This is a genomic window from Pseudomonas sp. RC4D1 (assembly GCF_018390395.1).
Classification (GTDB): domain Bacteria; phylum Pseudomonadota; class Gammaproteobacteria; order Pseudomonadales; family Pseudomonadaceae; genus Aquipseudomonas; species Aquipseudomonas danubii.
Genome location: NZ_JAHBAW010000003.1, coordinates 1294474 through 1310694, shown reverse-complemented (window position 1 = coordinate 1310694; position 16221 = coordinate 1294474). Strand labels below are relative to the sequence as shown.

Here is a 16221-nt window from a genome sequence, read left to right as displayed (position 1 = left end):
TAACATCCGCCAAACGCCCTGTTCATCGGATCAAGGCCACCGCTTGGCGCCCGTGGGTACGCGCCGGCCCAAAAACCGCCCCACTGCCGCGCAAAATCCCGGATAATGCCCGCCATTTTTTGCTTTGTGATGCCGGTGCCCCCCATGGAAATCAAGGTCAACTTTCTCGACAACCTTCGACTTGAAGCCAAGTTCGACGACTTCACGGTGGTGGCCGACCAACCGATCCGCTACAAAGGCGATGGTTCGGCGCCGGGTCCGTTCGACTATTTCCTGGCTTCTTCGGCGCTGTGCGCGGCGTACTTCGTCAAGCTGTACTGCCAGACCCGCAACATCCCCACCGACAATATCCGCCTGTCGCAGAACAACATTGTCGATCCGGAAAACCGCTACAACCAGATCTTCAAGATCCAGGTCGAACTGCCGGCGGACATCTCCGACAAGGACCGCCAGGGCATCCTGCGTTCCATCGACCGTTGCACCGTGAAGAAGGTGGTGCAGACCGGCCCCGAGTTCATCATCGAGGAAGTGGAAAACCTCGACGCCGACGCCCAGGCGCTGTTGATGCCGCAATCGGGCGCCAGCGCAGGCACCTACATTGCCGGCAAGGACCTGCCCCTGGAGCAGACCATCGCCAACATGTCCGGGATTCTCGCGGGTCTGGGGATGAAGATCGAAATCGCTTCGTGGCGCAATATCGTGCCCAACGTCTGGTCGCTGCATATCCGCGATGCGCAGTCGCCGATGTGCTTCACCAACGGCAAGGGCGCGACCAAGGAAAGTGCCCTGGCGTCGGCCCTGGGCGAGTTCATCGAGCGCCTGAACTGCAACTTCTTCTACAACGACCAGTTCTGGGGCGAGGAAATCGCCAACGCCGAGTTCGTGCATTACCCGGACGAGCGCTGGTTCCAGCCGGGGCGCAAGGACGAGTTGCCCAAGGAGATCCTCGACGAACACTGCCTGGCCATCTACAACCCCGATGGCGAGCTGCGCGGCTCCCACCTGTACGACACCAACTCGGGCAATATCGAGCGCGGCATCTGCTGCCTGCCCTACGTGCGCCAGTCCGACGGCGAGGTGGTGTACTTCCCCTCCAACCTGATCGAGAACCTGTACCTGAGCAACGGCATGAGCGCCGGCAACACCCTGGCCGAAGCCCAGGTGCAGTGCCTGTCGGAGATCTTCGAGCGGGCGGTCAAGCGCCAGATCCTCGAAGGCGAGCTGGCCCTGCCGGACGTGCCCCAGGAAGTGCTGGCCAAGTACCCGAGCATTCTGGCGGGCATCCAGGGCCTGGAAGAGCAAGGCTTCCCGGTGCTGGTCAAGGACGCGTCCATGGGCGGTGAGTTCCCGGTGATGTGCGTGACCCTGATGAACCCGCGCACCGGCGGCGTGTTTGCTTCGTTCGGCGCTCACCCGAGCTTCGAGGTGGCGCTGGAGCGCAGCCTCACCGAACTGCTCCAGGGCCGCAGCTTCGAAGGCTTGAACGACCTGCCGCAACCGACCTTTGAAAGCCAGGCGCTGATGGAGCCGAACAACTTCGTCGAGCACTTCATCGATTCCAGCGGCGTGGTGTCGTGGCGTTTCTTCAGTGCCAAGGCGGACTTCGAATTCGTCGAGTGGGACTTCACCAGCCAGAGCGGCTTCAGTGAAAGGGAAAAAGCCAGCGCCGAGGAAGCCGCGACCCTGTTCGGCATCCTCGAAGGCCTGGGCAAGGAAGTCTACATGGCGGTGTACCAGCACCTGGGGGCCACCGCCTGCCGCATCCTGGTGCCGGACTATTCGGAAATCTACCCGGTGGACGACCTGATCTGGGACAACACCAACAAGGCGCTGTTCTTCCGTGAAGACATCCTCAACCTGCACAGCCTGGACGAAGACGGTTTGCGCTCACTGCTGGAGCGCCTGGAAGAAAGCGAGCTGGACGACTACACCGACATCACCACCCTGATCGGCATCGAGTTCGACGACAACACCGCCTGGGGCCAGTTGACCATCCTCGAACTCAAGCTGCTGCTCCACGTGGCCCTGGGGCAGTTCGACCCGGCCAAGGAACTGGTGGAGATGTTCCTGCAATACAACGACAACACCGTCGAGCGCGGGCTGTTCTATCAGGCCTTGAACGCGGTGCTGGAAGTGGAGCTGGACGACGAACTGGAGCTGGGCGACTACGAAGCCAATCTGCGCCGCATGTTCGGCAACGAACGGATGGACGCGGTGATCGGCTCGGTGGACGGTAGCGTGCGCTTCTACGGCCTGACCCCGACCAACCTGCAGCTCGAAGGCCTGGACCGTCACCTGCGGCTGATCGACAGCTACAAGAAGCTGCACGCGGCGCGGGCCAAGTGGAGCGCAGCCAACCGCTGACACAGCGCCCGCCTCTGCCTGTACCCGTAGGAGCGAGCTTGCTCGCGAAGCACTCAAAAACGCCGCGTTCACCCAGTGAACGCGGCGTTTTCGTTGACGGCCATCGCCAGCAAGCTCGCTCCCACAACTAGCCAGACGCCCCCTGGCTGATCACACCAGCAGATACCTGAGGAGCGCGTTTGCTCGCTCCGACAGCGACGCGTTAGCCATTGCGCATCCCCGGCGGCCAGGGCTTGCGGTCTTCTCGCTCGGGCGGGCCGTACAGCTCCTGCTCCCATTCCTCGAATGCCGGCACGACGGTGTAGCCCGGATCGCAATACTGGCGAATGTATTGAGCGGCACGGTACTCGGCGTACTTGGCATTCACCGGTACGCCCTCTTCGTCCAGCTCCAGCACATTGGCAAAAATCGCGTAGGCCATCTCCAGCATGCTCGGCTCTTCGCTCAGGCAACTGCGATAATCGACGCCCTCCAGCAGCGGGTAGCCGAGGGTGCCGTTGGCGACCCAGAAACTGAAGGTGCGCAACGCCCCGGAAAACTCCGGGCTGAGTTGTTTCGGGTAATGCATGCGGCTTGCCTCTGCTGGGTATCGGACCGGGTGGATTCTCCGGTACTGGCCGCTGTGCAAGCAAGCCGACGGCAGCCGCCGTGTTCAACTGACGGCCAGCGAGCGCTGTTCGGCTACCACGCAATTACGTCCCTTCTGCTTGGCCTGATACAACAACTGGTCGGCCTTTTCCAACGCAGCGGTGATCGAACCACTTCCCGGCTGCCACACGCTGACGCCCAACGAAACCGTAATGTGCCCGACGGTATCGATCTGCGCCGCGGCGATCGAGGCTCGCAGGCGCTCTGCGACATCGGTTGCAGCCCGTAGCGAACTGTTCGGCAAGAGCAGGACAAACTCCTCGCCACCCACCCGGCACGGCAGGTCGTCAGTGCGCGAGTTTTGCTTCATCAGGTCGGCAATCGCTCTCAGGGTTTCATCCCCCACGCCATGGCCGAAGGTGTCGTTCACCCGTTTGAAGTGATCGATGTCCATGGAAACGATGGCGAACGGCTGATTGGCCTGTTGCCAGTGCGCCAGGGTGTCCTGCATCGCCCGCCGGTTGGCCAGCCCGGTCAGCGCATCACTTTGCGCCTGCTGGTTGAGCCGGCCGATCTTTTCCTGGAGCAGGCTGGTGCCCAGCAGCAGCGCCCGACGAATCTGCCAACTTTCAGAGTACTGCGCCGGGATCGCGCTGATGCGCTCATAGCTCTCAGGGCTGTCCAGGCGCTTGGCACTCTCGGCCAGCCGCGACAGCGGCGCCGAAATCCTCGTCCCCAACCACCAGATCAGCACCAGGCCGAACAACGCCAGCGGCAGTATGCCCTTGGCGACTTTGGACATGGTTACCTGCAGCGTGGCCTGGATGTTGCCGAGGGGCTGCTGGGCGATCACCCCCCAACCGCTGCTGGGCACATGGGTGAAACCCGCGAGCATTTCCACGCCCTGGGCATCCAGCGCCTGCAATGAACCCCCGCCCTGGCTCAAGGCCGCATCGACGATCGGGTCCTCGGCAACGATCTGGCCGATTTGCTCGGGATAGGGGTGATAGAGAACCCGCCGATTACTGTCCACCAGATAGACATGGGCGCCATCTTCACGTACCTGCCGGTCCATCAAGTCTTGAAGGGCGTTCTTCTGTTCAAGCCGGATGCTGCCGCCGACCAGCCCCAAGTACCGCCCTTTGCCGTCAAACACCGGCTGGGATACAAAAACCAGCAGATTGCCGGCAATGGACTTGAAGGCCTTGCTGATGATCGGTTGACGCAGCCTGAGCGGCGTCTGGTCTTGCAGGGACTGGCCATTGAGATTCAGGTGCTCGGGCATTGAGGCGATGATGGTGCCGGTCGCGTTGGTGATCAGTACCGAGTTGAAGCTGTTGTCCTGCCCCAGCAAGCGCCGGGCTTCGCCGGCCAGTCGTTGCGAGTCGTCAAAGTCCCCGCCCAGGACAGCGGCGGCATACTTCAAGCGTTCCTGATCGGAACTGAGCACCTGCTCCACACCGGAGGCGATCCGAGCGGCATAGGCCTGGTTGACTTGCAGGGCGTTTTCGATGAGTTCCTGCTTCTGGATCTTGAACATGACCCAGAAGCTGTTGGCCAGGGTGGCTAATGCTGCAAACAGTACGAAGACCAGAATCAGCACACGAAGATTAAGCTTGGGCTTGGGCCGGGTAGGCATGTAAAAAAGTCCGGATGAGCAAGCAGACAGTGGATTTCGATGTTGCGCCAACTGCCTGCCGGCTATGGATCATTCACGTCCGTGCGCCCTAGTCACATGGATAATCATCCGTCGAACATCGTCGAAACGCCTGCACTGTTTGGCTATAAAGGCGTCAGGTGTTAGAGCCGCGCAGTCTACCCGGGTTGCTCCGATTGGCAATCGATAAAATGACCAGGCGTCCAGTGGCGCACGGCCCGTGGTGTTCAGACCCGCCCCAACCCGGCACAATGCGCCACCTCAGGCCAGGGTTGCCCCCCAACCGCCCGCATCACTGATCGCAAGGACCGTCCATGAGCGTCTTCAGCACCTTGTTCGACCCTCTCGAAAAGCCAGCACCGTCGGCCACTGACACACTCCAGGCGCCCCATGAAGAGGATGCAACGGTCGATCCGGTCCAGCCCCAGGAACAGGCCGAGTCCGCCAACCTGGCCCTGCTCGAAGCCGCCGAGGCCTACTTCGCCTTTCACCTGTTCGCCGCCCACTTCCCCAGCCAGGCCGAGGCTGAACGGTTCGCCTTCGAACAGTGGGAGCCCGAACCTGCGGCGGATGCCAGCGACGCCGAATTCAGCGCCTGGGAAGCGCGCAATCCCAGCTGGCGCCTCAGGCAGGAATTGGGCTACTACATGGACGCCGATTTCGTCGAGCTGATCGGCAAAGACGACTGCCCGCAATACCTGGAATCGCTGATCCGCAGTGATGCCGAGCAACAGCGGCTGCGCTCGCGGATCAAGGCGCATTACAGCCACTTCATCATCGTCGGCAGCGAGTCGATTGATGGCGACCAGCGATCGGTTGCCTCCGGGCCCAATCAGCGCCCGCCGCAAAGCACGCCGACGCTGGACTACCTGGGCGAGTTCAACGGTTCCTCTGCCCCGCGCTAGATGCTAAAAAGGCCCACAGTTTTCCCTTGCACCCCTTGTCGTGCCCAGCCGTACCACGAGAATCACCATGCACAGCCATTACCCGAACACCCGCGCTCCGTTGCGCCCTCTTGACCTCCTCACCCACCAGCCAACGGCGGTAGCCCCATGATCGAAGTCACCGAAGTGTCCATTGCCGACCTGCGCGCCGCCCTGGAATCAGGCCGGACCACCGCCGTGGAACTGGTCCAGGCCTATCTGGCGCGGATCGACGCCTACGATGGCCCCGATACCGCCACCGCCCTCAACGCCGTGGTGGTGCGCAACCCTGAAGCCCTGAAGGAAGCCGAAGCGTCCGATGAGCGTCGCGCCAAGGGCCAGACCCTAGGCCCACTGGACGGCATTCCCTACACCGCCAAGGACAGCTATCTGGTCAAGGGCCTGACGGCTGCATCGGGCAGCCCGGCCTTCGCCGAGCTGGTGGCCTACCGCGATGCCTTCACCATCGAGCGCCTGCGGGGCGCCGGGGCCATCTGCCTGGGCAAGACCAATATGCCGCCCATGGCCAACGGCGGCATGCAGCGCGGGGTGTATGGCCGCGCGGAAAGCCCCTACAACGCCGCTTACCTGACCGCGCCCTTTGCCTCGGGCTCCTCCAATGGCGCCGGCACGGCCACCGCCGCCAGCTTCGCCGCCTTCGGCCTGGCCGAGGAAACCTGGTCCAGCGGGCGTGGCCCGGCCTCCAACAATGGCCTGTGCGCCTACACACCATCGCGTGGGGTGATTTCGGTGCGCGGCAACTGGCCGCTGACCCCGACCATGGACGTGGTGGTGCCCTTCGCCCGGACCATGGCCGACCTGCTGCAAGTGCTGGATGTGGTGGTGGCCGAAGACCCCGACACCCGCGGCGACCTGTGGCGCCTGCAACCCTGGGTGCCGATCCCCAGCGTGAGCTCGGTGCGCCCGGCGTCCTACCCGCAACTGGCGGCCGATGCCGCGGCGCTCAAGGGCAAGCGCTTTGGCGTACCACGCATGTACATCAACGCTGACCCGGAAGCCGGCACCAGCGACAAGCCCGGCATCGGCGGCCCCACCGGCCAGCGCATCCACACCCGGCCGTCGGTGATCAGCCTCTGGGAACAGGCGCGTCGCGCCCTGGAAGCCGCCGGCGCCGAAGTCCTGGAAGTGGATTTCCCGCTGGTGTCCAACTGCGAAGGCGACCGCCCCGGGGCACCGACGGTGTACAACCGCGGCCTGGTCAGCAAGGAGTTCCTCCATGACGAGCTGTGGGAACTGTCGGGCTGGGCCTTCGACGACTTCCTGCGGGCCAACGACGACCCCAAGCTCAACCGCCTGGCGGATGTCGACGGGCCGCAGATCTTCCCCCACGACCCCGGCACCCTGCCCAACCGCGAAGACGACCTGGCCGCCGGCATGGACCAGTACGTAACCATGGCCAAGCGCGGGCTCAAGACCTGGGACCAGATCGCCTCCCTGGCCGACGGCCTGCGCGGCCTGGAGCAGACCCGGCGCATCGATCTGGAAGAGTGGATGGATCGCCTGGGGCTGGACGCGGTGCTGTTCCCCACCGTGGCCGACGTCGGCCCGGCCGATGCCGACATCAATCCCGAGTCGGCGGACATCGCCTGGAGCAATGGCGTGTGGGTGGCCAACGGCAACCTTGCGATCCGCCACCTGGGCGTGCCCACGGTGACCGTGCCGATGGGCGTGATGGCAGACATCGGCATGCCGGTCGGCCTGACCTTCGCCGGCCGCGCCTATGACGACTCGAGCCTGCTGCGCCTGGCGTCGGCCTTCGAATCCACCGGCAGCAAGCGCCTGATTCCACCACGCACGCCGGCCTTGTCACCCGCTCGCTAAGCGCAAGGCCCGGGGCGCCCATGAGGCGCCCCGGGCCTTTACCAGCCTGACAACGCACCACAGCGATGCACCGCCAGGGGCGCGCAACGTTATGCTGCGCAGGCTATTTCAGCTGATTGGCGAAACGCCCCACGGCCCCCACAACCTGGCGCGCACCCTCCTGGATTTCGAGAATCACCGAGCCGGCCTCGTTGGCAAGTGCCAGGCCTTCTTCAGCCTGCCCGCGACTGTTGGCCATGCCGCTTACGGCTGCATCCGCCAGACTCTGGTTCTGCTGTACAACGCTGACGATTTCTTCGGTAGCGGCACTGGTGCGCCCCGCCAACTGCCTCACTTCATCGGCGACCACGGCAAACCCCCGGCCCTGCTCACCGGCCCGCGCCGCCTCGATTGCTGCGTTGAGCGCAAGCAAGTTGGTCTGTTGGGCAATGCCGCCAATGGTCTGGACAATCGAGCTGATCAGCAGTGATTGCTTGCCCAAGGCTTCAATCCCGGCGGATGCCGCCTGCATTTCATCCGAGATCATGCGCATCGTTTGCACGGTGTTCTGCACCACATCGGCGCCTCGACGGGCGCTGATGTCGGTTTGTTGGGAGATCTCGAACGCGATGGTCGCCGCCTCGTTCACCTGCTGCTCGCGAGCCACTTGCTCGGTAATGACCGTGGCGAACTTGACCACCTTGTAAAGGACGCCCTGTGCGTTGTGCACCGGGTTGTAGGTCGCTTCCAGCCAAACGACTCGACCATGAGCATCGACGCGCTTGAAACGGTCAGCCACGAATTCACCGCGATTGAGGGTCGCCCAGAACTCCTTGTAATGACTGGACGCGGCATCGGCTGGGTCACAGAACATGCTGTGGTGCTTGCCTTTGATTTGCCCAAGTTCATAGCCCATTGAGCGCAGAAACTGCTCGTTTGCTTGCAGGATATGGCCTTGAAGATCGAACTCGATCACCGCGGTGGAGCGCAGCAGCGCTTGAATGAACGCCGAATTCTCCGCCGAAGTGTCAACGGTCTCGGTGATGTTCGAACCAAAGGCATGGATACTTTCCAATTGCCCCTGTTGATTGACAATCGGTTGCCAGAGGCCACGAAACCACGACAGTCCACCATCGGGACGCTGAAAACGGTAAGTATCGATAACCGCGTCGTGGTTGTTCACGCTGTCGAGCAAACGACGATAACAATCCATCTGCCGCACATACTGCGGAATGAAATTGTCGAGCGGTTTGTTCAGCACTTGGTTGGCGCCACACCCCAACATGTTCAGAAAGCCTTCATTGGCATCTATAACGTTGTAGTTGGCGTCAAGGACCGCACGCACAAGGCAAGTCTCAATCCCGTTGAGCAACTGTCGAGCCACTGAAAGCTCCGACTGAAGAGACTGCAACTGCATTTTCAAACGAGTATTGAACATGGGCGCATCCTGCTAAAGGAGAGACTCTTTGCTATCGGCAACCGTTGGGGGTTTGTTTTCAGCTTTTTTTATGCTGCAAAAACACTATAGAAGCATTGTTTGCAGCGCTCCATTTTCTCCATTGATATAAAGCCATGCCCCCAGCCTGGTGGTTACAATCCCCGCGCCACGCCACTAGCGCCCTTCCCCCATATACCGCCCGAGCCGGACCACTGACCATGACCACACACCGCATTACCCTCGCCAACGGCTGGATTGCCGAATTTGCCGAACAAGGTGAATTCCGCATGGGCGCCATCAGCTGGAACCTGCACCTGCGCGGCCCCGAGCAACAGGCCATCCGCTATTTCGAAACCCAGATCGTGCTGGTCAACGACGAGGATGGCGAGCAGGCACGAAATCACATCAGCCTGTCCGAGGACGGGGTCTACGGGTACCTGGGCAACGGCATGAGTCACGGCTGGGTGATCGACTTCTCCCGCTGCATGATCGCGCCCCATCGGGTGACGATTTCCCACTACCACTACGCCTATGACGAATACATTTCGCTGCTGGAGCAACCGGCGTACAAGCGAGTGCGGGAGTACATCAGTGTCAGTGGTCGGACTTACTACCTGACCTTCCCCCTCACCCGGGACGAGGATTTCCCCAAGGTCTGGGAGGAGTACCTGGTGATCCGCCGGCGGCAGCTGGACGAGCTGTATTTTCGTAACTGAGTCAGCGCCAGACGCAATAATGGGAATGGGCCATTAGCACACTCGGGCTAATGGTCCCTGGCCCAGGGCGAGCTTATAGTCCGCACCACCACCCCCTTCAGGATGGCGCTCACAAGAACGTGCGGATTCATAACAAGGAGCTTTCCCATGTCACTCAAGAAAATCGTCTACGCCTCGGCCATCGCCCTGGCGCTCACGGCCTCCAACGCCCACGCCTTCGCCAGCGACTGCGGCGATTCGTTGTGGAAATTCAGCGCCATCGAAGCCCTGACCTGCGTCTTCTCGGGTCAGTGGTAAGCCGGTCTGCCTGGGCTGACGCTGCCAGGCAGGAACAGAGTGCCCGCTGCTGCGGGCACTTTTTGCTCTGGGCGCCCTGCTGTCAGCGCAGGCTCCAGGACACGCCCAGGTACACCCCCAAGCCTTCTCCCGGCGTCGAGCGCGCCGCGTCCAGCCCCTTGTCGTCGTAGCCCGGAGTGACGGTGGCGGCGTAGCGCTTGTTGGTCAGGTTGCGCACATCGACCCAGGTCTGCCAGTCGTTCTTTGGCGCGTTGTAGCCCAGGGTGGCGCCGAACAGCGCGTAAGGATCGGCGTAGTAACTGTTGGCGTAATCCACCGCCACCTTGGACACCAGTTGGGTGTTGACGGCGGCGAAGAAACCCAGGGGCCAGTCGTAGCGCAGCTCGCCCTGGTAATAGTGCATCGGCAGGCCCGGTAGGCGGTTGTCGCCAAAGCGCGAATCGTCGCGGTAGTGGAAGTCGCTGAAGGTGTAGGCCTGGCGCAGGCTCAAGCGGCCGACGCCCGGCTGCGACCACAGCTCACTCTGCAGGCTGGCTTCCACGCCCTGGTGCACTGTGGGGCTGGCGTTGAGTTCATAGGGCGTGGTGGCGCTGGGGTCCGGCAATACGGAGAGCAGTTCGTGGCGCACCTGGGCGTAGTACCAGGCCAGGTTCCACTGCCCCACGCCACTGTCGCCACGGCCGCCGAGTTCCAGGGTGGTGGCGGTCTGGTTGCGCAGCTTGATCGGATCGCGCTGGGCGCCCGTGGCGACGCCGCTGTCAAACGGGAAACGCAGGTTCGAGCTATAGATCAGCGACCAGGGGTGCGGTGCTTCCACCGAGCGGCTGAGGTTGCCAAACAGCTGCACATTCGGCGTCAGCTGGTAGCGCAGGCCCAGGCGCGGCGCGTAGTCCCAATCGCCGAGGCTGGTCTTGCCGCCGCCCTCGGGGTAGGTCACCGCGCTTTCGCGCCGGGTGTAGATGGCCGCCAGCCCCGTGGTCAGCCACAGGTCATCGGCGATCTCCAGATCATTGCCAAAGTGCAGGACCGTATCCGAGCCCTGGTAAGTGAAGTTGCGGATTCGCGTGCCCGGGGCATAGTTCTTGGTATTGCTGGTAGGAATCCGCACAAACTCGCTGGCCCCGTCATTGGGCAGGTGCTTGGTGACCCGCAGGCCCAGGGTGCTGCGGCTTTCCCGGCCCCAGAGAGTGTCGCGGCGCTTGTAGTCGAAGGTGCCGCTGACGTCGCTGTAGGCCACCTTCAGGCGGTTGGGGCCTTCGCGCAGGTCCATCGGGTAGTCGTGGTAGACCAGGCCAGTCTGGATGCTCGAATCATCGTCGATGTAATAGGTGGTCTTGTTGCCGACAAAGGTGCTGCCCGGCTGCTTGCGCCGGTCATCGCGGCTGACATACAGCGGGTTGGCCGCCCGCGGGTCGTGCTCGATGGAATGCTTGCTGACCCGTCCGGCCAGATCGTTGTCGGTCTCGCGGTAGCGCAGGTAGAAACGCGTCTCCAGGTTCGGATTGAAGCGATAGCCGAAGTTGCCAATCACCCCCTTGCTCTGGCTGCGGGTGTGGTCCTGGTAGCCGTCGGCGTTGGCGTCGGTCAGCGACACGTAGTAGTCGAAATCCCCCAGCACTTGCCCGGAGCTGACCTGGCGCTGCTGATAACCGTGGCTGCCGGTGGCGTAGCGCACCTGCAACAGTGGTGCGTCGTAGCCGGTGTGGCTGATGTAGTCGATGGCGCCCCCCAGGGCCAGGGCGCCACGGTCGAAACCATTGGCGCCGCGCAGCACCTCTACGTGATCGACCCACAGGGGCTCCAGCAACTCATAGGGGGTGCCGCCGGGGCCGGTCAGGGGCAAGCCGTCGAGCATGGTGTACAGCCCCGAGGCATGGGCCCCCGGCGCGCGGTTGATGCCCGAACCACGGATCGAGACCTTCACCCCTTCGTTCCCGGCGGACTGGGCGTAGACCCCTGGCTGATAGGCCAGCACATCCTGGTTGCTGGCCACCCGGCCTTGCAGCGGCCGGCGCATGTCCACCACATTGCTGGCGCCCGGCACCTGGGCCAGCCGCGCCTCGGCCTCTGCCACCTGCTGTCCCTCAGCGCCCTGCTCCTGCCCCAGGACCTGCGCCGGGGCCAGCTCCACGCTCCGGGTCTCGGCGATTGCCGGGCAGGCAAGGGCCAGGCCCAACAGGGCCGTGGGCAAGGATTTTGGCGAAGACATCGAGAAAACTCCGACAGGCAGAAAGGGGGCAATGCAAGTTGCGACGCAGGAAAGAACCAAGAGAACACAGGGGAATTGGGCTTTTTTTCGCCAGGAAAGCGGATGTCGGCAGTCACGCCTTCACTGGCGAAGCCACAGCGTCCAGCACGCAGCACTAAGGGTTCTTGGCCCCCGCCAGAAAGTGCGCCACCAAGGCATTGGCATGACCATGGCCCATGCCGTGTTCGGATTTGAGCCAGGCCACCAGTTCCATGTGCTTCTTGCCGCTGAGGGCGCCAAGAAGCTCCAGCCAGTGGCTGATGGGCTGACCGTAGTTTTTTTCAATGGAAGGAAAGTACGACGCCGGGCCTTTGACCTGGCTGGCTTGGCTCTTGCTGTCTTCGCTCATGCTTCACCCTGCGCTTTTTTACTGCCCTTGATGTTTTCGATCAGATCGACCACGTAGTTCTGGTTGAAACCCGCAACAAAGGACCAGAACAGCAACTTGCCATAGGCGGCGTAGCCGTCAGCGTGCTGGCAGAAAATCACATAGAAGCTGTTCTCGGGGTAGTTGCAACTCTTGTCCCTGACGATCTCGGGAAACAGCTCCCCTTGCACCACGCCGGAGATGAACAGGATGTACAGCAGGCCCGCCAGGATGCCGCCAATGAACGACGGCAGCAGCACATTGAACCAGGAACTGCACAGGCTGATGATCTCCTCCTCGCAAAGGTGTGACAGTTGCCGGTGAAACCCCACGTAACCGCCGATATTGCCGACGATGAACACCACCGAGGGGATGGTGTAACCGTCGGCCAGGGCGACCGCTCCCAGGGACGCCGCCAACAGCAGCACAAAGATGATGAACAGTCGCTTCCATAGGATGTTCAGTGCTTCCTGGCGGTTCATGTTCAGCTCGTCGGTTCAGGTTTTCGGAGAGATCCGTCTACCTTGATGACGATAGATGAGCCTTGCCCCGCAGGACCTTTTTTTTCGCCAGGGAATCCTTGCCCCTGCGACCTGCGCTTGCCGTGTCCTTAGGCCGGATACCCGGTGATCTCGCGGATGCTCTGGTACAGCGGCTTGAGCTGGCGGTACATGCGCAGGTAGACCTCGCTGTACAGCCGCTGGTACATCTGCTGCGCTTGCGGCTGTGGCTCGAACACCGCGCCGACCCGGGTCATGGCGCTGATGGCCGTGGGAAAGTCCGGGTACAGGCCCAGGCCCACCGCACAGGCGATCACCGCCCCCAGCCCCGAGGCTTCATAGACATGGGGGCGCTCCACCGGCAGGCCGAAGATGTCCGCCGTCAGTTGCATCGCCGCATCGCTCTGGGAGCCACCACCGGCCACCCGCAGGCGAGTGATCTTCAGCTTGGAGCGTTTCTCCATGCGCTCCATGCCCTGGCGCAAGGCGTAAGCCAGGCCTTCAAGGATGGCCCGGTAGATATGGGCCCGGGTGTGCACGTCGCCAAAGCCGATCATCGCGCCCTTGGCTTCCATGCCCGGCTCGCGGATGCCCGGCGACCAGTAGGGTTGCAGGGTCAGGCCCATGGACCCGGGCGGCACCGCCTGGACCAGGGCATCAAACAGCTGTTCCGCCTCCAGCCCCTGCTCGGCCGCCTGCTGCACTTCCCGCAGGCCGAACTGTTGCTTGAACCAGCTGACCATCCAGTAACCGCGGAAGATCATCACCTCGCAGTTGTAGTGGTTCGGCATCGCCGCCGGGTACGGCGGGATCAGCGGCACCACTTCCAGGTAACGGGAACGGGTGGTGGTGATGGTGGCCGTGGTGCCGTAGGACAGGCAGGCGGTGGTGGAATCCTGGACGCCCGAGCCCAGGACTTCGCAAGCCTTGTCGGCACCGGCGGCAATCAGTGGCAGGCCCTCGGGAATACCGGTGTGGCGGCTTGCTTCGGCGCTGATCCGGCCCAGGGTTTCGCCGGGTTTGAGCAGGGTCGGCAACTGCTCCTGACGCACCGCCAGAGCCTGCCATTTCCAGTCGCTGGGGGCGGCCCAGCGCAGGCGCTTGTAGTCGAACGGCAGGTACGCCACGCAACAGCCAACGGAGTCGACAAAGTTGCCGGTCAGGCGATGGGTGAGAAAGCCCGAGAGCAGCAGGAACTTGTCAGTGGCGGCCCACACCTCGGGTTGCTGCTGGGCCACCCAGTTGGCTTCGGCCTGGGCCCGAAAATAGTCCACTGTGGCCTCGGCGCCGATCAGCTTGAACAGCCAGCCCCAAGGTCCCTTGATCCGACCCTCGACCTCGGCCTGGCGCTGGTCGAGCCAGAGAATGGCCGGACGCAGGGCCTTGCCCTGGGCATCGACATTGATCAGGGTGCCGCGCTGGGTGGTCAGGGACACGCCGCGGATCTGCGAACGGTCGATACCGGTCTGCTGCCACAAGAGCTGGCAGGCTTCGCCGAGCTTGGCCCAGTAATAGTCCGGGTGCTGTTCGGCCCAGCCGGGCTGGGTCGAAAAATAGGCCTCCAGCTCCACCTTGCCCTTGCCCAGCAAGTTGCCCGACAGGTCGAACAGCAGCGCGCGCACGCTTTGGGTGCCGTTGTCGATCGCCAGCAGGTAGTCCTGCTTATTGTTGTTGTGGTTGTCCATGGGGCTCTCTTGGTTGGGGCTCAATCGGTGACGGGGGGCAGGCTGTGATGGCGCTGCCACAGGTCGCGATAGCGCTGTTCTTCGGCCAGCCAGCGCGCATCGTCCCAGCCCAGCCGGGGCTGGCACAGGCGGCGGATGGCCGGCAAGTACTGCGCCGCGCCTTCGGCCAGCAACAGACCGAGCCGGGTACGGCGCAGCAGCAGGTCGTCCAGGTGCAGGACCATTTCCGCCTCGGCGGCAAAGGCCAGCTCGGCCCACAGGGTGTCGCTGACGCCGACGCAATCGCCGCCCAGCTCGGCCACCCGCTGCGCTACGCGGGGCAAGTCGCGGCCATGGCGCCCGGCCAGACGCCGCACTTGAGCCGCGCTGAGCCCGGGAATATCCACCGGCGCCTGAGGGGCGAACACCGGTTCGCCGTCGTCCTCCACGTTGCGCCCGAGCATGGCGCCACAGGCTTGCAGCACCTCGATGGCCTGGGGCCGGAAGGTGGTGAGCTTGCCGCCGGCCAGGGTCACGCAGCCCGGCTCCTGCCACAGCACATGCTCGCGGGTTTCGTTGGACGGCTTGCCCTGCTGCTCCCCCCCCGCGCCGGCCACCACCGGGCGCACCCCGGCCCAGGTCGAGAGCACATCGGCGGCGCTGACCTGAGCCTGGGGAAACTGCTGGGCGCAGGCGACCAGCAGATAGCGCAGTTCTTCCTGACTGATGCTGGCGCTCTGGTCCAGATCGTCGCGGTGATCAAGATCGGTAGTGCCCACCACCGTGGCGCCTTCCCAGGGGAAGACGAACACCGGCCGACCGTCCTCGGCATGCATGAAGCTCAACGCCTGGGCCACCGGCAGGCGCCAACCCGGCAACAGCAAATGACTGCCGCGCAACGGGCGCAGCTGGCGCGGAGCCTGGGCCGGGCGCAGACGCTCGGCCCAGGCTCCGGTGGCCACCGCCAGGGCCGCGCAGCCAAGGGTTTGCACTGCACCCGTTTCACTGTCCTCGATCGCCACCCCGCACACGCGCCCGTTCTCCCGCAGCAGGCGGGTCACCCGCAGGCCATTGATGGCCACGGCGCCATCGGCCCGGGCTTCGGCCAGCACCCGCATCACCAGGCGCGCATCGTCGGTCAGGGCATCCAGGAAACTGGTGCCCCCCAGCAGGCCCGGCTCCTTCACCCCCGGAGCCAGGAAGCGCAGGTGCGCGGCATCGTGAAAGCAGTGGTTGCGGCGCCCGGCCAGGGCGTCATACAGGGTCAACAGGCCGCCGAACACCTTGGGTCCGGGAAACTTGCCGCGGTAATGGGGCATCAGGAAACTCATGGGCTCCACCAGCCCGGGGGCTTCCTGCAGCAGGCGCTGGCGCTCGCGTACCGAGTCCCGGGTCAGGCGCCACTGGCCCTTGGCGATGTAGCGCAAGCCGCCATGGACCATCTTCGAGGAACGGCTGGAGGTGCCCCAGGCAAAGTCCCGCTGCTCCAGCAACAGGCAACGCCAGCCGCGCCGCGCCGCTTCCCGCAGGATGCCGGCGCCGCTGATGCCGCCGCCGATCACGATCAGGTCCCAGGGTTGCGCCCCCAGCCCGGGCAGCGCCTGTTGGCGCCACTGGCCGTTCCAGTCCTGGCTCATG

The 16221-nt window shown here is 63.6% G+C and carries 12 protein-coding genes and 2 pseudogenes; 5 read left to right on the top strand and 9 right to left on the bottom strand.

Going from position 1 to position 16221, the window contains the following annotated elements:
• Window positions 1-144: 144 nt before the first annotated feature.
• Window positions 145-2364, top strand: a complete 2220-nt coding sequence (locus KHO49_RS30610) for an OsmC domain/YcaO domain-containing protein (protein WP_213666461.1) — start codon at window positions 145-147, stop codon at window positions 2362-2364.
• 202 nt (window positions 2365-2566) lie between these two features.
• Here the strand turns inward: KHO49_RS30610 and KHO49_RS30605 are convergent, their stop codons facing one another.
• A complete protein-coding gene (locus KHO49_RS30605) occupies window positions 2567-2932 on the bottom strand; it encodes a DUF7677 family protein (RefSeq protein ID WP_102879133.1) in 366 nt (121 codons plus the stop codon).
• Between the two features lie 84 nt (window positions 2933-3016).
• Window positions 3017-4591 carry a sensor domain-containing diguanylate cyclase gene (locus KHO49_RS30600; protein WP_110653330.1) on the bottom strand — a complete coding sequence of 525 codons (1575 nt, stop codon included), beginning with the start codon at window positions 4589-4591 and terminating at the stop codon, window positions 3017-3019.
• Window positions 4592-4923: 332 nt separating this feature from the next.
• Between KHO49_RS30600 and KHO49_RS30595 the strand changes: the two genes are divergently transcribed.
• Window positions 4924-5514 carry a hypothetical protein gene (locus KHO49_RS30595; RefSeq protein ID WP_249735891.1) on the top strand — a complete coding sequence of 197 codons (591 nt, stop codon included), beginning with the start codon at window positions 4924-4926 and terminating at the stop codon, window positions 5512-5514.
• Between the two features lie 147 nt (window positions 5515-5661).
• On the top strand, window positions 5662-7374 hold the full coding sequence (locus KHO49_RS30590) for an amidase (RefSeq protein ID WP_213666460.1): 1713 nt from the start codon (window positions 5662-5664) through the stop codon (window positions 7372-7374).
• Between the two features lie 103 nt (window positions 7375-7477).
• Here KHO49_RS30590 and KHO49_RS31685 read toward each other — a convergent pair.
• Both KHO49_RS31685 and KHO49_RS31680 read right to left on the bottom strand, forming a co-directional pair.
• A pseudogene (locus KHO49_RS31685) lies at window positions 7478-7912 on the bottom strand (methyl-accepting chemotaxis protein); the annotation flags it as partial.
• Between the two features lie 102 nt (window positions 7913-8014).
• A pseudogene (locus KHO49_RS31680) lies at window positions 8015-8770 on the bottom strand (PAS domain-containing protein); the annotation flags it as partial.
• A 239-nt stretch (window positions 8771-9009) separates the two neighbouring features.
• On the opposite strand from KHO49_RS31680, the gene KHO49_RS30580 reads away from it, so the two are divergent.
• Complete coding sequence (locus KHO49_RS30580) at window positions 9010-9507, top strand: hypothetical protein (RefSeq protein WP_213666459.1); 498 nt, start codon at window positions 9010-9012, stop codon at window positions 9505-9507.
• A 147-nt stretch (window positions 9508-9654) separates the two neighbouring features.
• Window positions 9655-9804 carry a hypothetical protein gene (locus KHO49_RS30575; protein ID WP_015635448.1) on the top strand — a complete coding sequence of 50 codons (150 nt, stop codon included), beginning with the start codon at window positions 9655-9657 and terminating at the stop codon, window positions 9802-9804.
• Window positions 9805-9886: 82 nt separating this feature from the next.
• Here the strand turns inward: KHO49_RS30575 and KHO49_RS30570 are convergent, their stop codons facing one another.
• From KHO49_RS30570 to KHO49_RS30550, 5 genes are all read right to left on the bottom strand, one after another.
• Window positions 9887-12013, bottom strand: a complete 2127-nt coding sequence (locus KHO49_RS30570) for a TonB-dependent receptor family protein (protein WP_213666458.1) — start codon at window positions 12011-12013, stop codon at window positions 9887-9889.
• A gap of 154 nt (window positions 12014-12167) precedes the next feature.
• On the bottom strand, window positions 12168-12401 hold the full coding sequence (locus tag KHO49_RS30565) for a DUF4287 domain-containing protein (protein ID WP_213666457.1): 234 nt from the start codon (window positions 12399-12401) through the stop codon (window positions 12168-12170).
• Window positions 12398-12901: a hypothetical protein gene (locus tag KHO49_RS30560; protein ID WP_102863349.1), complete on the bottom strand. Its 504-nt coding sequence runs from the start codon at window positions 12899-12901 to the stop codon at window positions 12398-12400. Before KHO49_RS30560 ends, KHO49_RS30565 begins: the two co-directional genes overlap by 4 nt.
• A 128-nt stretch (window positions 12902-13029) precedes the next feature.
• On the bottom strand, window positions 13030-14604 hold the full coding sequence (locus tag KHO49_RS30555) for an FGGY-family carbohydrate kinase (RefSeq protein ID WP_213666456.1): 1575 nt from the start codon (window positions 14602-14604) through the stop codon (window positions 13030-13032).
• A 20-nt stretch (window positions 14605-14624) separates the two neighbouring features.
• On the bottom strand, window positions 14625-16220 hold the full coding sequence (locus tag KHO49_RS30550; protein ID WP_213666455.1) for a glycerol-3-phosphate dehydrogenase/oxidase: 1596 nt from the start codon (window positions 16218-16220) through the stop codon (window positions 14625-14627).
• Between the last annotated feature and the right edge of the window lies 1 nt (window position 16221).

What these genes read in the sequence shown, in the direction of transcription:
- KHO49_RS30605 (WP_102879133.1), bottom strand. Translation starts at nt 2,932, where the DNA reads ATGCATTACCCGAAACAACTCAGCCCGGAGTTTTCCGGGGCGTTGCGC.
- KHO49_RS30575 (WP_015635448.1), top strand. Translation starts at nt 9,655, where the DNA reads ATGTCACTCAAGAAAATCGTCTACGCCTCGGCCATCGCCCTGGCGCTC.
- KHO49_RS30565 (WP_213666457.1), bottom strand. Translation starts at nt 12,401, where the DNA reads ATGAGCGAAGACAGCAAGAGCCAAGCCAGCCAGGTCAAAGGCCCGGCG.
- KHO49_RS30555 (WP_213666456.1), bottom strand. Translation starts at nt 14,604, where the DNA reads ATGGACAACCACAACAACAATAAGCAGGACTACCTGCTGGCGATCGAC.
- KHO49_RS30570 (WP_213666458.1), bottom strand. Translation starts at nt 12,013, where the DNA reads ATGTCTTCGCCAAAATCCTTGCCCACGGCCCTGTTGGGCCTGGCCCTT.
- KHO49_RS30590 (WP_213666460.1), top strand. Translation starts at nt 5,662, where the DNA reads ATGATCGAAGTCACCGAAGTGTCCATTGCCGACCTGCGCGCCGCCCTG.
- KHO49_RS30560 (WP_102863349.1), bottom strand. Translation starts at nt 12,901, where the DNA reads ATGAACCGCCAGGAAGCACTGAACATCCTATGGAAGCGACTGTTCATC.
- KHO49_RS30550 (WP_213666455.1), bottom strand. Translation starts at nt 16,220, where the DNA reads ATGAGCCAGGACTGGAACGGCCAGTGGCGCCAACAGGCGCTGCCCGGG.
- KHO49_RS30595 (WP_249735891.1), top strand. Translation starts at nt 4,924, where the DNA reads ATGAGCGTCTTCAGCACCTTGTTCGACCCTCTCGAAAAGCCAGCACCG.
- KHO49_RS30600 (WP_110653330.1), bottom strand. Translation starts at nt 4,591, where the DNA reads ATGCCTACCCGGCCCAAGCCCAAGCTTAATCTTCGTGTGCTGATTCTG.
- KHO49_RS30580 (WP_213666459.1), top strand. Translation starts at nt 9,010, where the DNA reads ATGACCACACACCGCATTACCCTCGCCAACGGCTGGATTGCCGAATTT.
- KHO49_RS30610 (WP_213666461.1), top strand. Translation starts at nt 145, where the DNA reads ATGGAAATCAAGGTCAACTTTCTCGACAACCTTCGACTTGAAGCCAAG.